Origin of the sequence: Nibrella viscosa, from assembly GCF_039541875.1 — a bacterium.
GTDB classification, from domain to species: domain Bacteria; phylum Bacteroidota; class Bacteroidia; order Cytophagales; family Spirosomataceae; genus Nibrella; species Nibrella viscosa.
Map to the genome: position 1 here is coordinate 54,263 of NZ_BAABHB010000018.1, position 17,621 is coordinate 71,883.

At 50.5% G+C, this 17,621-nt stretch carries 22 protein-coding genes; 4 read left to right on the forward strand and 18 right to left on the reverse strand.

Annotated features, from left to right (window positions below; translation table 11 throughout):
* Positions 1 to 34: 34 nt before the first annotated feature.
* The 18 genes from ABD931_RS26865 to ABD931_RS26950 form a co-directional block, all read right to left on the reverse strand.
* Positions 35 to 619 (reverse strand): T9SS type B sorting domain-containing protein, encoded by a 585-nt coding sequence (locus ABD931_RS26865; protein ID WP_345271128.1) that lies wholly within the window; start codon positions 617 to 619, stop codon positions 35 to 37.
* Positions 620 to 1,304: 685 nt separating this feature from the next.
* Complete coding sequence (locus tag ABD931_RS26870; RefSeq protein WP_345271129.1) at positions 1,305 to 1,715, reverse strand: hypothetical protein; 411 nt, start codon at positions 1,713 to 1,715, stop codon at positions 1,305 to 1,307.
* Positions 1,716 to 1,776: 61 nt separating this feature from the next.
* Positions 1,777 to 2,148: a hypothetical protein gene (locus ABD931_RS26875; RefSeq protein ID WP_345271130.1), complete on the reverse strand. Its 372-nt coding sequence runs from the start codon at positions 2,146 to 2,148 to the stop codon at positions 1,777 to 1,779.
* Positions 2,149 to 2,277: 129 nt separating this feature from the next.
* On the reverse strand, positions 2,278 to 2,616 hold the full coding sequence (locus ABD931_RS26880) for a hypothetical protein (RefSeq protein ID WP_345271131.1): 339 nt from the start codon (positions 2,614 to 2,616) through the stop codon (positions 2,278 to 2,280).
* 16 nt (positions 2,617 to 2,632) lie between these two features.
* Positions 2,633 to 3,055 (reverse strand): DUF6166 domain-containing protein, encoded by a 423-nt coding sequence (locus ABD931_RS26885; RefSeq protein ID WP_345271132.1) that lies wholly within the window; start codon positions 3,053 to 3,055, stop codon positions 2,633 to 2,635.
* 26 nt (positions 3,056 to 3,081) lie between these two features.
* Positions 3,082 to 3,705 carry a PD-(D/E)XK nuclease-like domain-containing protein gene (locus tag ABD931_RS26890; protein WP_345271133.1) on the reverse strand — a complete coding sequence of 208 codons (624 nt, stop codon included), beginning with the start codon at positions 3,703 to 3,705 and terminating at the stop codon, positions 3,082 to 3,084.
* A gap of 49 nt (positions 3,706 to 3,754) precedes the next feature.
* Positions 3,755 to 4,108 carry a DUF3846 domain-containing protein gene (locus ABD931_RS26895; protein WP_345271134.1) on the reverse strand — a complete coding sequence of 118 codons (354 nt, stop codon included), beginning with the start codon at positions 4,106 to 4,108 and terminating at the stop codon, positions 3,755 to 3,757.
* Positions 4,109 to 4,204: 96 nt separating this feature from the next.
* Positions 4,205 to 4,474, reverse strand: a complete 270-nt coding sequence (locus tag ABD931_RS26900; protein WP_345271135.1) for an endonuclease — start codon at positions 4,472 to 4,474, stop codon at positions 4,205 to 4,207.
* Positions 4,475 to 4,736: 262 nt separating this feature from the next.
* Entirely contained in the window at positions 4,737 to 5,393 is a 657-nt protein-coding gene (locus ABD931_RS26905) for a hypothetical protein (RefSeq protein WP_345271136.1), read from the reverse strand.
* Between the two features lie 86 nt (positions 5,394 to 5,479).
* Positions 5,480 to 5,680: a hypothetical protein gene (locus ABD931_RS26910; RefSeq protein WP_345271182.1), complete on the reverse strand. Its 201-nt coding sequence runs from the start codon at positions 5,678 to 5,680 to the stop codon at positions 5,480 to 5,482.
* A 319-nt stretch (positions 5,681 to 5,999) separates the two neighbouring features.
* Positions 6,000 to 6,410: a hypothetical protein gene (locus ABD931_RS26915; RefSeq protein WP_345271137.1), complete on the reverse strand. Its 411-nt coding sequence runs from the start codon at positions 6,408 to 6,410 to the stop codon at positions 6,000 to 6,002.
* Between the two features lie 242 nt (positions 6,411 to 6,652).
* On the reverse strand, positions 6,653 to 7,273 hold the full coding sequence (locus tag ABD931_RS26920) for a hypothetical protein (protein WP_345271138.1): 621 nt from the start codon (positions 7,271 to 7,273) through the stop codon (positions 6,653 to 6,655).
* Positions 7,273 to 9,048, reverse strand: coding sequence for a toprim domain-containing protein (locus tag ABD931_RS26925; protein WP_345271139.1), 1,776 nt, complete (start codon positions 9,046 to 9,048; stop codon positions 7,273 to 7,275). Before ABD931_RS26925 ends, ABD931_RS26920 begins: the two co-directional genes overlap by 1 nt.
* Positions 9,049 to 9,067: 19 nt before the next feature.
* Positions 9,068 to 10,000, reverse strand: coding sequence for a DUF3945 domain-containing protein (locus tag ABD931_RS26930; protein WP_345271140.1), 933 nt, complete (start codon positions 9,998 to 10,000; stop codon positions 9,068 to 9,070).
* A gap of 243 nt (positions 10,001 to 10,243) precedes the next feature.
* Positions 10,244 to 10,675, reverse strand: coding sequence for a hypothetical protein (locus ABD931_RS26935; RefSeq protein ID WP_345271141.1), 432 nt, complete (start codon positions 10,673 to 10,675; stop codon positions 10,244 to 10,246).
* Positions 10,672 to 12,663: a YWFCY domain-containing protein gene (locus ABD931_RS26940; protein ID WP_345271142.1), complete on the reverse strand. Its 1,992-nt coding sequence runs from the start codon at positions 12,661 to 12,663 to the stop codon at positions 10,672 to 10,674. The genes ABD931_RS26935 and ABD931_RS26940 overlap by 4 nt, the downstream gene beginning before the upstream one ends.
* The gene (locus ABD931_RS26945; protein ID WP_345271143.1) at positions 12,660 to 13,922 is read right to left on the reverse strand and encodes a relaxase/mobilization nuclease domain-containing protein; all 1,263 of its coding nucleotides are present in this window, start codon (positions 13,920 to 13,922) and stop codon (positions 12,660 to 12,662) included. Before ABD931_RS26945 ends, ABD931_RS26940 begins: the two co-directional genes overlap by 4 nt.
* Positions 13,906 to 14,352 carry a plasmid mobilization protein gene (locus ABD931_RS26950; protein ID WP_345271144.1) on the reverse strand — a complete coding sequence of 149 codons (447 nt, stop codon included), beginning with the start codon at positions 14,350 to 14,352 and terminating at the stop codon, positions 13,906 to 13,908. The genes ABD931_RS26945 and ABD931_RS26950 overlap by 17 nt, the downstream gene beginning before the upstream one ends.
* Positions 14,353 to 14,959: 607 nt before the next feature.
* Here ABD931_RS26950 and ABD931_RS26955 point away from each other — a divergent pair.
* From ABD931_RS26955 to ABD931_RS26970, 4 genes are read left to right on the forward strand one after another with little or no spacing between them, the layout of a single operon-like run.
* A complete protein-coding gene (locus ABD931_RS26955) occupies positions 14,960 to 15,727 on the forward strand; it encodes a ParA family protein (RefSeq protein WP_345271145.1) in 768 nt (255 codons plus the stop codon).
* Positions 15,720 to 16,202: a hypothetical protein gene (locus ABD931_RS26960; protein WP_345271146.1), complete on the forward strand. Its 483-nt coding sequence runs from the start codon at positions 15,720 to 15,722 to the stop codon at positions 16,200 to 16,202. The genes ABD931_RS26955 and ABD931_RS26960 overlap by 8 nt, the downstream gene beginning before the upstream one ends.
* A gap of 3 nt (positions 16,203 to 16,205) precedes the next feature.
* The gene (locus ABD931_RS26965) at positions 16,206 to 16,790 is read left to right on the forward strand and encodes a hypothetical protein (protein ID WP_345271147.1); all 585 of its coding nucleotides are present in this window, start codon (positions 16,206 to 16,208) and stop codon (positions 16,788 to 16,790) included.
* A 5-nt stretch (positions 16,791 to 16,795) separates the two neighbouring features.
* Positions 16,796 to 17,317 carry a hypothetical protein gene (locus tag ABD931_RS26970; protein WP_345271148.1) on the forward strand — a complete coding sequence of 174 codons (522 nt, stop codon included), beginning with the start codon at positions 16,796 to 16,798 and terminating at the stop codon, positions 17,315 to 17,317.
* Positions 17,318 to 17,621: the final 304 nt, after the last annotated feature.

A 17,621-nucleotide genomic window follows, 5' to 3' on the forward strand; every position in this document is an offset into this window, starting at 1 on the left:
TACGGTGGATAATACAGCGAATCGAGTGGGGTGATTATTTAAAGCAATTGGTTTCCCTGTTTTTTCTCGCGCTTTCGAGTTTGCCTTTTTTTTCATTCTCTCCCGCCTGAGCAGGAAAGAAACACCCCTGTTTCGATTGAAAGTAATTGGCCTCGGGTCCACACACGATGGCGCAGGCGGTACCTTCGATTATATCCTTATTGGCCATTTTATCATCGACTCTCATGCGGTATTTAAACAGGCCTTTATAACGTGTGCCATCTTTTCGTAGCCCGTTCCAGGCATAATAAGACAGTTTAGTCGAGTCTGACCCATCGAAACGAGGACGCATGAACAGGACGGTGTCACCAGTAGCGCTTAGGATGGTAAACCCCCAGACAGTGCCTACCTCGTCGTTGACATAGGGCCTGAAGTAGTCATTAACGCCATCCCCGTTGGGCGTAAAGGCATTTGGGACATATATCTGCTTTTTAGCTCGAGTAAATTCAACCGGTTGGGCCCCGCAGCAACCTTCATACTCATTCATCGGCATGGTATGTTTGGGGGCAAAGCGGGCTGAAGTGGACAAGACAAAGAGTAAGGCAAGAGAAAATGAGTACGATAAAGGTTTACAATTCATAAGGTATAGCTGTTACGGTGTAGCAATTGGGTACGCACTGGGGTTAGTTGAGCTTACAGATAAGCTACTAACACCGCCAAATGTCGAATGTATCTATAGTACTATTGAATTTAGAATTGTTTATCAAAAGCACATGCCAAGCCAGGGCAGCTCAGAACAAAGCTTCCGCGTCGATCACCCCAAGTTTAGGACGAAAGGCGGCCCGTTAGGGTGGCTATCTGGTTTACTGGATTTAGAGGACTTGTATGGGGCGGTAAGAACACCGTTTCGAGCCGCAGTAATAACCGGCCGTTGAATTCTGTAAACTGAGTAAAATAGGCCTGGTAGGCCCAAATTCTAGAAGGTAAAAAGTGTTCATAAAGGATTTAGGTACAAGGTTCGGTGCACAAGAATAAATGCCCAAATAATATTATGCAAGTATGTTGCTTTAATAATTTCTATTGTTTTTCTAATCGGCTGATCCTCTAATCTTTATATAAATACAGGTTTTATTCATATGAAGTAATTCTATTGAGGGATTACAGCAGGAATGGTTTCTAACTCGATAGCCACACTGCAACTGGCAGGTCTGACGGTGAAATACGGCCTGGGCTTCCCTGTGTTGCTGTTGTAGCGCTTTCTGTAAGCTGGCAAATAGTGGTGCCGTTTACAACAACTGTATAAGTATGGCTTTAGCCACGTTCAGTCAAAGACGAAGCCGCTGCAGCACCTCAATCAGAGTGATCATCTGCTCAGGCTTCCAGAGATCGGGGCGCTTTCTACGACTGTAGTACGAATCTTGTGGAATACCTGCCTGCTCCAAAACAAGGCGCAAGTAATTGGTTTTTACCAGTCGTAGATTCAGGGACTCCTGCGCCCGCTGAAACGCCTGAAGAAATTCCCGGTCTTGCTCACTGCCTAATGTATTGATAATGCGTTCTATATCTTCGGTTGTTAACGACCGGTGGCCCATGCGCTTCAGGTAGACACTCCCTGAACTGCCGGATAGTAACTCGTCTGAGGCTGATGATGCCAGTTCATTAGCTTTTTTCTGAAGAGTAAGGTATTTCTGTGCTGCCTCTACTATCTGCGCGTCAGTAGTTCCCAAGTCCGCCATACAATGCGTTATGTCTGTATTTGCCGGGAGCAATATTACAGAATTTGCATCCATTTTTCTGTCAATTTTTGTAATAGGAAGTTAACAGGGCCAGCAAACTGAGGCTGGCCACTTCGGCATTGGAAAGGGGACGAAAGTCCCTCAACGCATCTATATCAAGCAGGCTGTTGATTTCCCGCAGTGAGCTGGCCAGCGCTGGCGTGTCAAGGGCTTGAGCCGGCAAGGTATTGCTGCGCTGCCATACCTGACGGTCCCGGAGCCGTCGGGCACAATAGGTTTCGTGGTAAATATGCCACCAGGCTTTCACCAGAATGCGCAGGTGCCTTGCCAGCCGCCGGCTAAAGACAACGGGTACGTTACCAAACACCCAGCGCCTGTTCAACTCCATCTCCACGGAGTTGAACAGGATTTCGATTTGTAGCTGCTCGTTCATAGCGTCTAGATTTCTACCAGGATAGGCTTATTAACCGGCTGGTACTACTTATTGAGCAAGTCACGGGTATGGGTTATCACAAAGCGGGTGGTTGCTAACTATCCAGCTATGCTTCGTTTTCTTCATGGCTCAGCCGAAAAGTTCGGCTTGTGCTGCCTCACCCGGCACCGCTGCGCTCGATGTGGTTGACGGGTCGAATACTCCGCGCTGCGCGTAAAGGCTGAACTGAATCAATTCTGAAATACCGCAGGTCAAATCCCCCTGGGAATAAGTAGTATGGTAGTAGGCTTGCAGCGGCCGACAGCGCGGAAACTTGCCGTTAGCCCGGTGAACCGTTGTTTCAAGATGCTTCTTAATTTCCTCCGGATTCTCGACCGTGACACATTCCAGTGCTTTAAGTTGCTTTTGCAGGTAATCCTGAAGCTTGTTTTTAGGGTGATGGTAATTGGTGATTTTGGCGAAATACATGGCGATTGGGGTTTGGTTAGTCGCTATCCTCCATATTCATCCACTGGGCATCCTCCTCGTCCCATTGCTGTTGCTGCAACGCCTGTTTCAGGCGGTCCCGGTGTTCAATCAGAAAATCAGCGATGTCGATTTCAGCTTCGAAAGATTCTCCGTTTTTACCCCACCTGGCCACAAAGGCCTGCTTGAAATCTTGATATAATGCCTGGGCCACGTGCTTGTTGCCGAAGATGTGCAGGCAAATCATCAGAGCGGCCTGCGCGGGACCGCTCCCACCGTAGCCCCAAGCCGGGCCATCCGGACTATGATTCCGGATGACCTGACTGTCGGCCAAATTCGTTAGCTCCTTCCCATCAACATAAAGATGATTGTCGCCCAGACTGCGGGAGATGCCTTTGATGGAAAAGGCTGTTTTTTCAAGGGTAAATTCGGGTGCTTCCATGTCCTAAATCAGTTAAATGGTACAAATTAAGAAACTAGTTGGACCTTCCAGGAGGAAGGAATAAAACCACTGCGTTGAATGCCTCTGAGCAGGGTCTGATACTTTTTACGGCCCCCTGCGATGCAGTCACGGTGAGCCGATACCTCAAAATAGAATACCTCGTAAGGCGCTTTCTTCTGAACTCCCAGCAGCACAAACCGGCTGGCTTTTGGCAGACCGTCGAGATAAAAGGCTGCCTGCCGGTCGTAGGCGTACAAGTCACATGTGTTTAGGAACTCTCCGTAAGTACGGGCGCTGGTGGTCTTTACATCGACAATCAGTTCGGTAGCCTCTACCCAAATGTCGGTTTGGCATTTGCAGGGCAAGCCCGTTTGCGGATCGTCCCAGAGCCAAGCCTGTTCAACCTGCCCTGCTTCCAGCACCTTGCTGGCAAAGCGGTTTTGACGTACCGCATCCCGCATGGCGTACAATTGCTTTCGGATAGCCTGCGGAATGGCCTGCGGCTCTCTGCCTTCCAGCAGTAGCGCGTGAAACAAGGTGCCGAATACCTGTGCCGCTTGATTGGGCTTCTCTGTTTTAGTCGAAAAAAGCTGATTGCGATATTCGGTCAGATCGGAGTTGGCATATCGGGGTAAGCTGCGGTAATCCATAATCAGAGAAGGGTAAGGCAGGCCAGCGAATAGCTGGCCTGCCGGATGATTAGAAGGAAAGGATGGTAAAGAATGGTTGTGTGTGAATGTTGCCCAGCCAGCGCACCTGGTCACGTACCTGCTCAAGTGTCGTGTGCGGCTCAATGGTTTCGCCCTCGTCATCCGATCCGGCCAGTATGGCTACACCGTGAATGGGCTGCCCGTAGCTGCCATAGGAGAAGGCAGGTAGTTGCGGCTCGGCGTATAGGGCTTCATCATCCACAATCAAGGCATCGCCGTTATCCTGTCGGGCGCAGAAGTCAATGCAGCGGCAATCAATAATCTGGTACAGGTCAATCAGGGACGCGCTGGTTTCAACGTGTTCAATGGTCTGCGTAGTCGGGTCAATCTTGATAAGCCTCATCGGAGTTAGCAGTTTGAGAGAAAAATAACAGCCCGGACTGGCGTGTCCCGGACTTTTACCCGCCGGGCCAATCGGGGTACTAGGCACTGATGCATTTTACGCTTCGGCGTTCCGACGGCAAACCGGACAGAGTAAACGGGCCTTCTTGCGATTCTTCAGCTTGCGTTCAAGGTCTTTGCCTCCTGCCCATTCGCGCACAATGGAAAAGGCAATCCCCAACCCTACGGCATGAGCCAGCATCTTGGCTCCCTTCTTCTTGCGGTGGTAGTACAAACGGGCTTCCACATTAGCGGCCCAGCCGATGTAGTGCTGAGCGTGACCCGCAATCGGGGTTTCCAAGTGAATCAGATAAACCGTGCCTTCCATACCTTCCACCGCCTTGATTAACAATAGAAAGGTACGATTATTTTACAAAAAAACCTAGTAAAAGTGTTTAAAATAATGTAAAAAGTTGTGACTTTTTTAGGCGTGGGCTGTCTACTGCTGTCTATTATCTCTTCGTTTATCCCCTTTCACACTGAGTTCATTATTTTAGTGGCTATCGAGATAGTGGTATATACAGCCTCAAATGCTTTTAATTTACTAAGCAGAAGCCAGCCCACTTGGGCTGGCTTCTCTCATTGGGAGCTTATTCATCCGCTACCGGCCCTTCCGGTAAAGCGGCAGGCGGCTCGGGCAACCCTTCCCCGTTGGCGTAGGGATGGTAATAATTATGGGCGGTGGTGATGTTGGCAATATCGCTCAGGGTTTCCTGCCGGTAAATAGGCGTTTCCTGCGCGAACTGCTTTAGCTCGCTGGTCGTCTCCACATCCGCCATTTTATAGCTGAACGTGGCAATGTAATACACGCCCTTCGGCTGAACTTTGGTGTTCTCCTTCTTCTCAGCTACGGCGGTAATGACCACATCGGCCAGCGTCAGATCGTCATAGAACAGGGGTTCAATCAGCCGAAAAATGTTGTCCACCGAAAAGCCGTGAAACAGCACCGCCGATACGGCTCCCTTTCCGTCAATGAAGAACAGTTCGGCCCAGTTCTTCACCCCCATGTTCAGAATGTTGTCCGTGAAGATACGCCAGGCAATGGGTTGGAAGGTGAGCGAGCGGCCCAGCTTCTCGGTGCCGTTGATGTTGAACACGCCTTCCTTGGCATCGAAGCGGTACTGCCGGGGATGCCCTTCGAGGTACTTGTACTTGCTGACAATCTGGCCGGTTACCTCATGAATTTTCTGGTACGGCTTCAGGGTGTTTGCACTTGTTGCTTCTCCGGATGTGTTGGACTTTGCCATAAAGAGTAAAAAGTTTGAAATCGGTCGGCCGAAGCCGGGAATAAAAAGCGGCCCAGTCTATGCCCGCCGGGCCATCGGGCAACTGGCTAGCGGTAGGACTCTAAGACCTGTTCAATCATCTCATCATACATCTCCTGTGAGATAGCGTTGGCGGGAAGCTCAACGCCGTTCAGTCGCACTTTGGTAATCTCTACCTCTGGCCCGTAACCGGGATAATCGTAGTCGGCTGGTTCGCCGGGAGTGTAGGCGTACTCAAAGTCAAAGGGTACTTCTTTTTCCAGCGTCATCGGGCTCAAATGCTTGATTAACAGTATTAATATATTCCTTTTTTACATAAAAACCAAAAATAAATACCGAAAAAAACGTAAAAACAGGGCAAAAAAAGAAGCTGTTTTTGGGGTGTTACCCTTTTATCCCCTTTCCAAAAAATAGCAATGCCAACGTGCTCGAATTGATAGAAGGAGATCGGTTCCTTTGAGGAGTAAGAAGCAGGACAGTTTGTATAAAGGAAAACCCCGCCTTTCTACGAGCGGGGTTGTTCAGTCAGAAAGGATGCTGTGTCGTTCAGCGGAACAATCAATTCCGCTTCGGCGGACAGATCGTTACTCATTGATTTATCAGGCGAACATAGTGTGTATCAAGTGTACCGGGAATAAAGAAACCCTGCCGCTGCAAATAGCGAGTGACGGCACCCGAATTCCACCGGGGCGACCAGTAGCGTGTTGCCGGATAGTGATGCCATCCAGTAGCGGAAAGTTCGCCGTTGTCCCAAACCGTCAGTGTCAGCCGGAGGTTGTTGTCTCCCTCTATATAATGGGCGTTTATATAATGGGCGTTGACCTCTAGCTTCTCCTCATCTTTCCGGCTGATACCAAACAGCGGCTGATCCTGGGCTGACCGGTTAAACGCCAGCCGGAGGCATTCGTACAGCTGCTCGTCGGTTAGTCCGGGGAGCAGCTTGAGGTAAAGTTTTACGTCACGGATCACGTCGGGTGTTTGGGCTAACCCCTGTAGCATCGTAGCATTAACGATACCATTCTGCCGGGCCACTGCTCTTCTCCTTGGGGATCATCCAGCAGAGACGAACGCTCATACGTGCATTCAGCACCCCAGTACGCAGCGATGTCGGCAACTGGTATGAACGTGGTTTCGGAACGGGCTTCCATGACTCAGGTGACAATAATTACGAAATACTAAATCTATTTTACATAAAGGGGTCGGAAGTTATCCCACCCCTTAGCGACGGTACCACGTAAACGTTACATCAAATCCGGGCTGGTGTTCTCCGTATCCGGCTTTTGTAGGATTTTCCGACGGTTGTTGAACTCATTCTGCTCGAGGACATAAAGTTCGCACGTAGCCGGATACTTGTCACGCAGTTGCTCCATTTTCTTCGCTGCCAGTTTGTAGTTTTTAAACTCCTGAGGCTGCTGCTCTCCTGGCAACGATAGCTTACACATGCTTCCATCAGCGGCCAAAAAGAATTCCTGGCCACCCCCATCTTCAAGGTTTATAACATAGTTCATCGGTGCGCACTCCGGGTCTAGGGTTGGAGCGTCACCCGCAAAGGTAATTGGTGAAACGCCATTCACTTCTACATAACCCGTCAGGCTGAACGGATAAAACATGAAGTCATCGTAAAACCTCGCATTTTCGGTATATATGGCCTCTTTAACGTGGGTAAGGGTACCGCCAAAACGGTTAACCTGGCTCAGGTCAAAGTTGACAGGCAGCAATTCAGTCGGGATCAGGTACGCTGAGCAATACGGTAGATTATCCTGCTCATAAATAAGCTCCTCAGCCAGCTTGCCTAATCCATACTCTTCCATCACCGATAAAAAGAGGTCGAGGTCCGTAAACTTTAGCGCTTCCCGTTTCATTACAGTTTTCGTTTAAGCTGGCGATCTGGTTCCTGATTTTTGATCACCGGTCCGGCGGGACCCGGTCTGGTGTCCGGATTCAGGGGCTGTTTCTCGTGGCGAAGACTCTCCGGTTCTTGTGCATTTCTGGCCTGCCTTTCAAGCTGAATCGCCTGGCTGAAAGCAGGTGTTTGCTCCGCCTTGACGCAGGCCCCATGCTCTAGTTTAATCTCCGCCTGCGTTTTAAGAAAGCCGAACGGCTGACGCTCGACGAGCAAGAGCCGGCCGGTAACCTTTTCCGTTTCGGCCACATTCCGCACCTGCTGCAGGGAGCGGGCCATTTGAACCGCTGAATTACCGTTCAACAGCACCTTGCCGGCATCGTTCTGAATGGCATAGCGAAACTTATTACCTTTCTCGACAGCTTTGGTCAGATCCAGGTTAAAGTCTTTGCCGCTGGATTTGTCCACGGCAATCTTTTTCTCCATTTGGGTCACCTCCAGCAACAGTCGGCTCATCATTGACAGGGCCTGGGCTGACTCGGGGATGCTAATCTGAATCTGCTGGCCGCTGCGGCCGATATTGATCAGCTGAGTGCTCAGCTCCTTTTGTCCGAGCGAGTCACCCTCCGAGCGGACAAACTGAGCCTGCACATTTTTGTTAAACAGGTCGATTCGCTCCAGGATTGTATCGCGGCCGGTTTTGTAGGTTGACTCCTCCGGAAGCAGATACGCAACGCGCTCGGGCGTGGCAACCGTTGGTGTCATCGGAAAGCGGGTAGCCGTAAGCTGCTGGACAAACTGAAGATCAAACCGGTGTCCCTTGGCATCGTTATCAAAGCCTAATCGGATCTGCCAGTTATCGGTTTTCTCAAAGGAGCCGATATACCGGGTAATGGTGTTAACCTGCTGGCCGGTGAGCTGGCCACCGGTTGAGAAGTACACCGAATCAAACTCGTTATCACCCCGGATGCAGCGTAATTGCTGGTGGGACAGCACATCGATGGCGCTTTCCATGATATGGAAGTAGGTCGCTTTAGGCGGAGGGTTCGACACAAAAACGCTGCCGTAACGGTCGCTGCCAGGCGCGTGCAGTTTGATGCTCTGGTTACGGAGCTCCAGTCCGGTGACCTCCGTCGACAGCCCGTTGTAATACGGGAAAGCCACGTTCGAGAAGGTGATATACTTCCGATCCGGATTCTCCTTCACCGATTGGTAAGGTTCGGTATGCCCCGTTTCGGGATTCAGGTAAGCGATCTGCGCCACGATCTTACCTGCAAACTCAGGCCGGTTAAGGGTTTGCGGAGCTATATGCCGGGTTGTTAAATAATTATCCGGCTCCAGCGGCCGGATGTCGAACTGCTCTTTGGTAAAGGGCTGTTTGGTGACTGGTTCGCCAAGCCGGCTGGTCACTTTACGGTTTTGGCTGACCTGGTTCGGATCAACTTTCAGATAATCATACAGCACCGCCGTGATGTTTCGAAACTCGTGTTCACTGGGGTGGTTAAACCTTGAAAATACCGTTGATAATCGGTTTCGTATAAAATCAATGATGGTACCGGAATCGGAGAAGTCACCAGCCCGCTGGTAAACCTGCTGGGCTGGCTCCTGCGGGTTCTTAATGATAATGGTGTCGTCATAGCCAGCATGGACCAGTACCGGCCGGTTGCGGCCTTTTTGGACCTGCGGTTCATAGCCATAATGAACGGCTAATTCAATGATCGATACGTTCGATCTCAGCTCCTGAACAGGAATTAAGTTAGGGAATCGCTCCTTTAGTTCATCAAACTTTGTCATTGGTTTAGTCGAAAAGAAATTACCCGATGTGGTGTTTAGTGGTGTTTGATACTTTCTGATCGGGCTTCTCCTCTACTAATCGCTGCATCTGCTCCCGCTGAAAATGGCTGACAGTTGTTTGGCCGGTGGCCACTTCCTGACTCCTGGTTAGGTCAGTCTTGGCACCTTCGTTGTTCTGGGCCAGTTGTTCCCCGTACCGCTGATCCGGTTGTAACTGAACACCCAACGGGCTGATGTCGGAAAACTGAAGTTCTTTCTGGGCGGCTGAGATGCTGACCATTGCCGTGAAGGACTCGCCTTGCTTATCCAGCAGGCCACTCAGCCGGATCGCATGCCCGTTGGCCAATTGCATCTGCTGATCCCGCGTCAGGTCAATACCCAGTAGCTTGGTCGGTAGCATTTCCGGCCGCAGCCGCCACAGTTCTACCGTGTTGGTCTGTGGATCCACCCGCAGGTAAGTTGGCACATAATCCCCTTTATCGGCCAGTAACAGTGGCCGGGATAAGGCACCCTCCTCAACCAGCTCTTTTTTCTCCCTTTCCGACAGCTTCACACCTCCTACTTCATCCGGAATTGTCAGGTTACGCAGCGCCGGCGTGATGCGAATGTCCGGTCCATTTTCAGTCAATACAATGCGCAGACGACCTTCCATTTTCAGTTCATCAGTTAACCAGATGGTGGCCAGTTCGGTCTGCCGTCCGCTGTACAGGGCTTCCTTAAGCTCAGGAAGTTTTGCCAGATGCTCCGGAGGATAGCCTAATTGAGCTAGTTTCGCTTCGATCTGAGCCTGGTAGGGCTCCAACTGCCGGCGCATAACGGCCGCAGCTTCTTCGACACTCAAAAAATTATCGCTTTGCGCAAATTGCCAGGCCTGCTGCCCCTGTAGGGGCGTGGGGGCGATGTTGTCGAGTCCGTCAGCCTGCTGGCGGGCGTACTGTACTGACTGTTCCATAGTTACACGCAGATTGAATTAGAGATAAATGACTACTTCGGTAAATGTAATGAATTCGTTTTTCGTAAATACACATTATGCATTTTTGTTTCAAAGAAGATACACAAGTAGCATATTGTAGTTGTTAGGGTTACTAATATAACCTCACAGCGCGATGCTGGTATTGATTGGTCGGGCGATAAAAGGGCAATAAAAAAGAGCCCCTTTGGGTGGACTCTCGTGTTCTGGTACACTCAGACCAAATTAATGTAGGTCGAACTCGGACGGAATCGGTGTCTCGGATTCGGCCGGTGGAATAATTTTATCGTCGAGGGGCATATAGCCCATCTGACGAAGCTGCTCGCTTAACTCATGGTACTCATCCTGCAGGCGCTTACTGAATGTCAAAACCTTGTTGCTAATCAACAGCAGGTCATTCCCCGAGGGGAGTACCATGGGGGCGCTGCTATTGTCGGACAGTAGAATCCAATCGAGATTATAACCTTGGGATCGATAAAAAGTCAGCACATTGATCAGGGTTTCCCAACTGCCTTTTCCATTTTCCAGACGCTGCATTTTGTAGATCGGGATACCTGCCTTGTCGGAAATATCCTGAAGCGTCAGGTTTGTTTTCAGGCGCTCGCTCAGGTGTGCGCGGAGACTAACTAATCTTTGTGCTACCAGATCTTCGATCATTTCTTGTATTTAATAGTAAGGCGTTCAAGTTCCGATTGAACAAGATTGGCAATATCCTCTTTAATTTTCAAGTAATTAGCGTGGACTTTTGTATCCAATCCCGAATCGTGGGGGGTAAAATTAGTAAAGTTGGGTAACTCCCGAACCCTTTGTTCGCTTTTGAAGTCGGCTTCGTCAATGGTCACCCGGGCGTGAAAGGCTTTGCGCTCACTTTCCTGACCGGCATTATCGGCTACAACGCCTACTACCCAGCCCTGAGAGAGCATGCCGATTTTAGCAGCCGGAGCCATAAAATTCAACTCCGTCGAAATGCCATGACTAGTATCTTCCGATTGAATGTTGAGACTTTGCTTGCGCTGCACATTTTTGCCTAACCGGTTCTGCATGGCTTCGGCCGTCTGACCCGTCACCTGGCCACTGATGACGTTGCCGCAGGTGTTTTTAATAGAATCGGCCTCTATCTTACCATAATCTTTCTCCAGCTGGGAGTAATCCTGCATGCCGATAGTGACGGCTACCCGGTTGCTGCGGCCGGTGGCAATCAGCTTGGCAATCCCTTTAAAATAGATGGTTGGCAACTCATCGACGACAATTGATGAAGGATGTTGCCCTTCTTTGTTAATCAAACTCAGTATCCGGAAGTTGAACAGGCCAAGTGCTGCACCGTAGGTATCTTCCAGTTCACCATTGTTACCCAGGCAAAGAATTTTGGGCGCTTTGGGATTATTAATGTCAAGTTTGAAGTCGTTCCCGCTCATGGTCCAGTAAAGGGCCGGGCTCGCTAACCTTGCCAGCCCAATCTGAGCCGAGGAAATCTGCCCTTCCAACTGGTCCATGGCTCCCCCCTGATAGGCCGACGCAAAAGGAGCCATATAGGCGGCAATGTCAGGCCGGTCCATCAGGATCGGCAGCAGTTCCCGATAGTTACGGCTGACGAGCTCTACCAGGTGTGGAAAAGTGCAGTACTGCCCTTTATCGTATTGACGTAAAAACCAGATTAGCGCCGTGACGTAGTTAATCGGCGATTCTATAAAATATTCGCCCTGTTTGGTGATCCACGTTTTGTTGAGATTCAGCAGCACCGTGCGGGCACTTTGAAAGGCGTGGTCGATACGGGGTAGGTAATCCGGATGGAGCGGGTTGCACCGGTGCGATTTTCTGGGGTCGTCAAAATTGATGCAGTAAAACTGAATGCCTGCCGGCAGCTTTTTCTGATGGCGGAGCATGGCGTTAAAGGCTACCAGCGATAGCGTTGGAAATTTATAATCATACACGTACATGGAAAAGCCTTTAGCGATGTGCTGACGGATGACGCTGTTGATAATGCCGAAGGACTTTCCCGATCCGGGCGTACCCGTGACCAGAGTACCCCGGAAGGGGGCCGACAGGTTAATCCAGCCGCTGCGGGTTTTGCCCTGGTAGGTATATTGGGTTGGCAGGTTTACGGAGTACTCGTTATCCAGTTTACGTTCCTCTTGCGGAAAGGTTTCATTTTCCTGATTGAAGACATCACCCCCCAACGTAAATCCCAGGAGCCGGTTAATGCCTTGTGTCCCCTTTAACAAATACAGCATGCCGGCGAGGCTGGCCACCAGGTACAGGCCGCTGACGGCCGTCAGGTCCATTCTTGCCAGCAGCCAGGCGCTGTTCTGGCGAAGCATCAGCGTACTGCCCAGATAGAGCGTCAGCCCGATGCCAATTGCCCGGATCACCTGAGAACCCCTCAGGCTGGTCGACTTTATACCCCGGCTAGCCGTGCCGTAGGCTCCGATGCAGGCTCCAGCTAGTAACTTCAGGGTCCAGGGTGTGGCGAAAAGTTTGGAGTTAGTCGTTACCTTCCCCAAAATTTGGTCCGATACGGGTGAGGCAAAGCCGTAACCGGCAAAGAAAGAGTGGAGCTCTACGTAGAAGTGCAGCGCCAGCATGGCCAAGCCTGCCCACAGTAGCATCTCCTGTTGTTTGTTGAGTTCACGTCGTTCGTCTCTCATGATAGTCTGGGTTTTTGTCGTGATTTTTTGAGCATTCGTTTCAAGTCTTGTTCACTACTCTGGCTGTTCTCCTCTGCGTTGAGTGCCCGCAGCATTTCCCAGATCAGGCCGTTATGCGTCGGAATGGTTGTCTCCTGGTTGGATTCGGCTTTCTTTTGGGCCAGGTTTGGCGCGTTAGGCGCTATCTCCTGACTGGCTGTGTCTTTTGTTGGGCGCGGCTCATAGGGTTCTCCAAGCGCTATTTTTAAGTTGTTGGCAGTATAATCTTTACCCAGCTCGCTACCGGTGTAGATCGTCCGGCGTTTGGTATCCAGAAAACTGACGCCGAACAAATTTCCATAGGCTCCCTGATGTGGCAGGATCGCCATCCCCAGCCTCTGAAGCTTCCGGTGAAAGTCTCCCCAAGAGCGGCTCTCGTCGAGCCTGAGACCAACTAGCCGGCGGAGGCTGGCCACTTGGTCCCCTTTGATTTTCTTGCCGGCGTTCATCCGTCGCTCCACGGTTTCCCAGGTTGGTCGGTAAGGCAGGCTGCTGGCTTTCATGGCCGGTCCGACGGGCTTGCCTTCCTTATCAATGGCCGAGTACTTCAATCCCCTTTTGCCACCCTCCAATGTAACCTCAACAGCCTGGACGTTAAAAATCTTGAGCAGCTGGTTATACTGGGCAAAAGTGCTGAAGCGAAAGTCTTTCAGAATGCCCTGTACCACGTTAGAGATGTCTCGTTTCAGGTCACCTTCGCCGTAGTGTACCGGTCGGAGCTCTGCCCGCTGCGGTCGTAGAGCAGCCTGCTCGGCAATCTGCAAGCCAAAGTCTTTTTCAATCTGCTGTCGAAGGGTGTTCGACTTTTCCCGCTCGAACTTATCCGAAATTTTCTTGCCGGTTTCGTCTACCCGGACCGAGACAATGTGTATGTGCGGGTGCTCGGTATCGTGGTGCTGATAGACGGCGTAGGGCTGACGGCCGTATCCCATGCCCAGCATGTATTGGTCCGCGATTGCCAGCAGGTCTTCGGGTGGCACCACCTCCCCTTTCGCCAGCGCCAGGCTTACATGAAACGTTGGTAGCTTTACCCGTTCGCTCAGGGATGCCCGGTCTTCAAGTTTGCCGGCAACCATGGCCGGCGTGAGCTGTTCGCTCGACAGCCGAATACCTTCGAAGTTTCGGACGGCCAGGCGCTGGGCCTCTCCTTTTCCAACCTTCTGCTCGTTGTAAAAAACGGCTCCCCCCGGCGAGCCGCCACTGCTAATCCTGGTAATCATAGACTGGCTGATTAATGGAATGGTTTGTGCCACAAACAGCGCTCATCATCTGCCGGAACTGCGCTTCCATCTCCTGAATTCTGGTCGTTATCGCGGACACTTCCCGCTGCAAATCGTGGTAGTCTGTCGTGCTGTTAATGCGCCGGGAAGACTGATTTATGTTGACGCCAATGCGTAACAAATCATTCCGCATTTCACGCATTAACGACAGAGCGACGTCCTGATAGGTCTCCGTTTCGGTCTTCATGGGCAGCGGTTTTTCCAGGCAAACAAAGCGGATAAAGGTGGACATATTCGGCGTTGCCGTTTTTGATTTCAGCTTTTCGAGTTCCTTATATTCATCATGTCGAAAGCGGACCTGAACGAACCGGTCGCGTTTTTCCTGCTCTGGCTTCTGGGGTGCTCCACCCCGGTAATGTTTCTTTTCCATACGTGATTTGGGTTTAAGCGGACCGACTTCGGAGGCCCGCAGGTTCAAGCCCATCAGGGGATGGACTCCGGTTTTTGTCATGACAAAAACACATCTTGCTTTTGCTTTTGCGGCCACGCAAACTTTTTATCGTCTGTGTACCGGATGATTGTCGCCTAAAAAGACGGTTATAAAGCTATAGGACTAAAGTCTTATAGGTTTCTAGCCCAACAAAAGGTGTTAGTACACGTTCCATTCCATGAGCCTATAAACTCATAGGGCTATAAACCTATAATTCTATGAGTCTATAGGTCTATGAAGAATGAAGACTTCAAATGCTTGAACCTATAAGCTTATAAGCCTATAGGTTCATAGTTGACAGATGAGTCAATTGAGGTAATCTCTAAAACCCTATAATCATACTGGTGCATACGTCTTTATGATTATGAGCCTACAGGTGCTGAGGTCTATAGATACTTATATCTAAACACCTATAGACCTTTATGTCTTTAGTTCTATATAGACTTATAAGACTTTATTTATAAAAGCCTATGAAATTAAAGGTCTCTAGTTTTATAGTTTGAAAGATATTTTTATAATTGCCCTTATATTCAAAAGCAACCTCTTCATGTCAACACCTACCTCCCAGCCATTGGCTGAAGGGGCCTATTCCGGCCCGCCTGTTGTCCTCGCTTTCGCTACCCAGAAAGGGGGCATGGGAAAAACCACCTTATCTGTTCTGGTAGCTTCCTGGCTGCATTACCGCCGGCATATACCTGTTGCCATTCTCGACGTGGACAGCTCTCAGTTGTCGGTCTATAACCTGCGCGTTCGGGAAACCGAGCAGCTCGACGAAGAAACCAAAGAGCGGTTTAATCGCCAGGATGTGGACCCGTACCCGATCCTTCGTGGAGAGCCGGCCGGGGTGCCGCAGATGCTTCAGCAGATACCGGCCGACGTTCGTTTGGTGCTGATTGATCTGCCGGGTAACATCGACGTGGAGGGCTACGAGACGGCGCTGAGCAAAGTCGACTACCTGTTGGTACCGATGGAGACGTCTGAATTCTCGGTCACCACGGGATTCAGTTACCTGATGGCCATTCGGCAGGTTGACCTGCTGCCGGTCGATCGTTGCCGAGTAGTCTGGAACAAGTACAAGGACTCTCGGGATGGTGTTCTGGTGGACATGCTGGAGGAGCGCTTTAAGCAGTTCGGGTTTACCTGTTTGCAGAGCCGGATACCTCAGCGGGACTCTTATCAGGACTCCGCTAACCGCTCAACCCTGTTTCCAATGCCTACCCAGTACCTGCGTAACTCAGGACTGAAGGATCTTTTCACCGAAATAGAAAGCCTGCTTCCGGTTTCCACCCTTTCAACACCCGTAGAAAATGACTAAGAGCCGACTATCCACTGTTGCCAAACAAAACATTACCGATCGAGCCAGCAAACTAGCCAATGGGCTCCTGCCGGCAATGCCTCCGGTCGTAGCGCCTGTCCAGCAGGAAGCCAAAGTACCGATTTCTACGCCGACTGTGGAGCCAGCTCCAGTAGTTGAAACAGAAGCAACACCTGATGCTATCCAGTCAACGCCGGCGGTGGAAGAGCAGCCGGCAACCGAAGTGCCCACTGCTGCTAAATCCAGGCCTGAGCGTACGCGCCGGTCGTCAGCGCCGATGGATCTGACTGGGATGGTTAACCAGCCTGTGCCGGCCGATTTGCGCTGCACGAAGATGATCATGCTGACAGATGAGCACCATAAGCTCATGCGGGATCTAAGTTACATCCACGGTAAACCGATGACGGTCGTGTTGTATAATCTGCTGGAGCCTTACCGTCAGGCGTTCGAACGTGATAAACAGAAAGGAGCCTAAGTTATGCTCAGTCAATATTCATGGTGGGATTTTGTCAAATTCATCCTGCTGCTGGCACTCCCATACTACGGTTACGTGCTGTGGAAATATTACCGGCAGGATATCCGGGAGTGGCTAACCAATCGAAAACAACCTACGTCACCGGCCCAGGCCGTGACTGATTCCGATGAGGAGGAGGGTAGCCGCAGCCTTTACCCGGTAACCGGCTATAGCGACGAAGCTCCCGCAGAGGCTGATGGGTCAACGCCAGCCGCCGGCGCGACTGACCAACCGGTTCAGGGAGCGCCCAGCCAGGCTGGGCAGGCGCATCGGCAGGAAGCCTGGACCGAATCCGAAGACATCGACATGAGCGGCCCGGCTGTTGCCGGTACCGAAGATATCTTCGGATTACCCATGGCCGTAGCTGGCGAGAACCCGCAGGAGCAATCCGTCGACGAGCTCATCAGTGCTGCTCAGCGGTTAACGACTAATGAGCAGGGTGGACTCTCTCCGGTCAATCCGGAGGATAAGCCGGCGGCCCGCATAGCCAAGGTGCTGAATAATCAGCTAGGCCTCGACATTCTGGGTGATATGCCCTTTAAACGCTAACTGTCATGAACCTGATGACACTCGATTTCTGGGGAATTGCCGTACTGGCTCTATTTGCCAGTCTGCTCTTTATCGGTTACCGGCTGACGCTGCGGCTAGCCAGATGGTCGGAAGACCTGATTGGTTCGCTGGTTCAGATGAACCTGCACGGTCTGGCCAGGACCTTGCTACAGGTCCTGATTGCCTACGATGAGCATACCTACCAGGGCTCCCGCTTTATCTGGTGGAATCAGGTCCGTGTGCGATTCGCCCTGCTATGGGGAGGCACGCTGCTGCTGACCGGTCTGGTACTACTGCTGCAGATCCGCAGCATTGTCTGGATACCGCCGGCACTGGCCTTCATTGCTTACCGGCTGGTGGTCGCCTGGCAAAACCCGACCCGGCCCCCGATCCATACGCAGGATCCAGTGTTAAAGGATTTGATACAAGATGTCAATGAACCCGTTCGGCCTGGACGCCAACGGCGAACTCAGCCCATAATCCGGCGGTGGGATTATTTGGACGAACTTTTTGCTGAATCCGTCTAAACATACCGTTCCCGGAAGTTCTTAGGCCAGACTAAATAGTCTGGCCTTTTTTATTTTCTGTCAAAAGTAACACATTCTGCATTTTATATAATATATATTAGCTAATTATGCATTTATATGTATTTACATTAAATTTTACTACAATATTTTCAAAGATTTAAGTTTTTTAATCATACATTCATTTAATTTTTTATCATCTTAATATGTGAAATGTTAATTAACATAAATAGCTGTTAATCAATTTATTGAATTGTTAATTGTAGATTTTGAATATTTTATTCGAGGTAATATACAGTAATAGTTT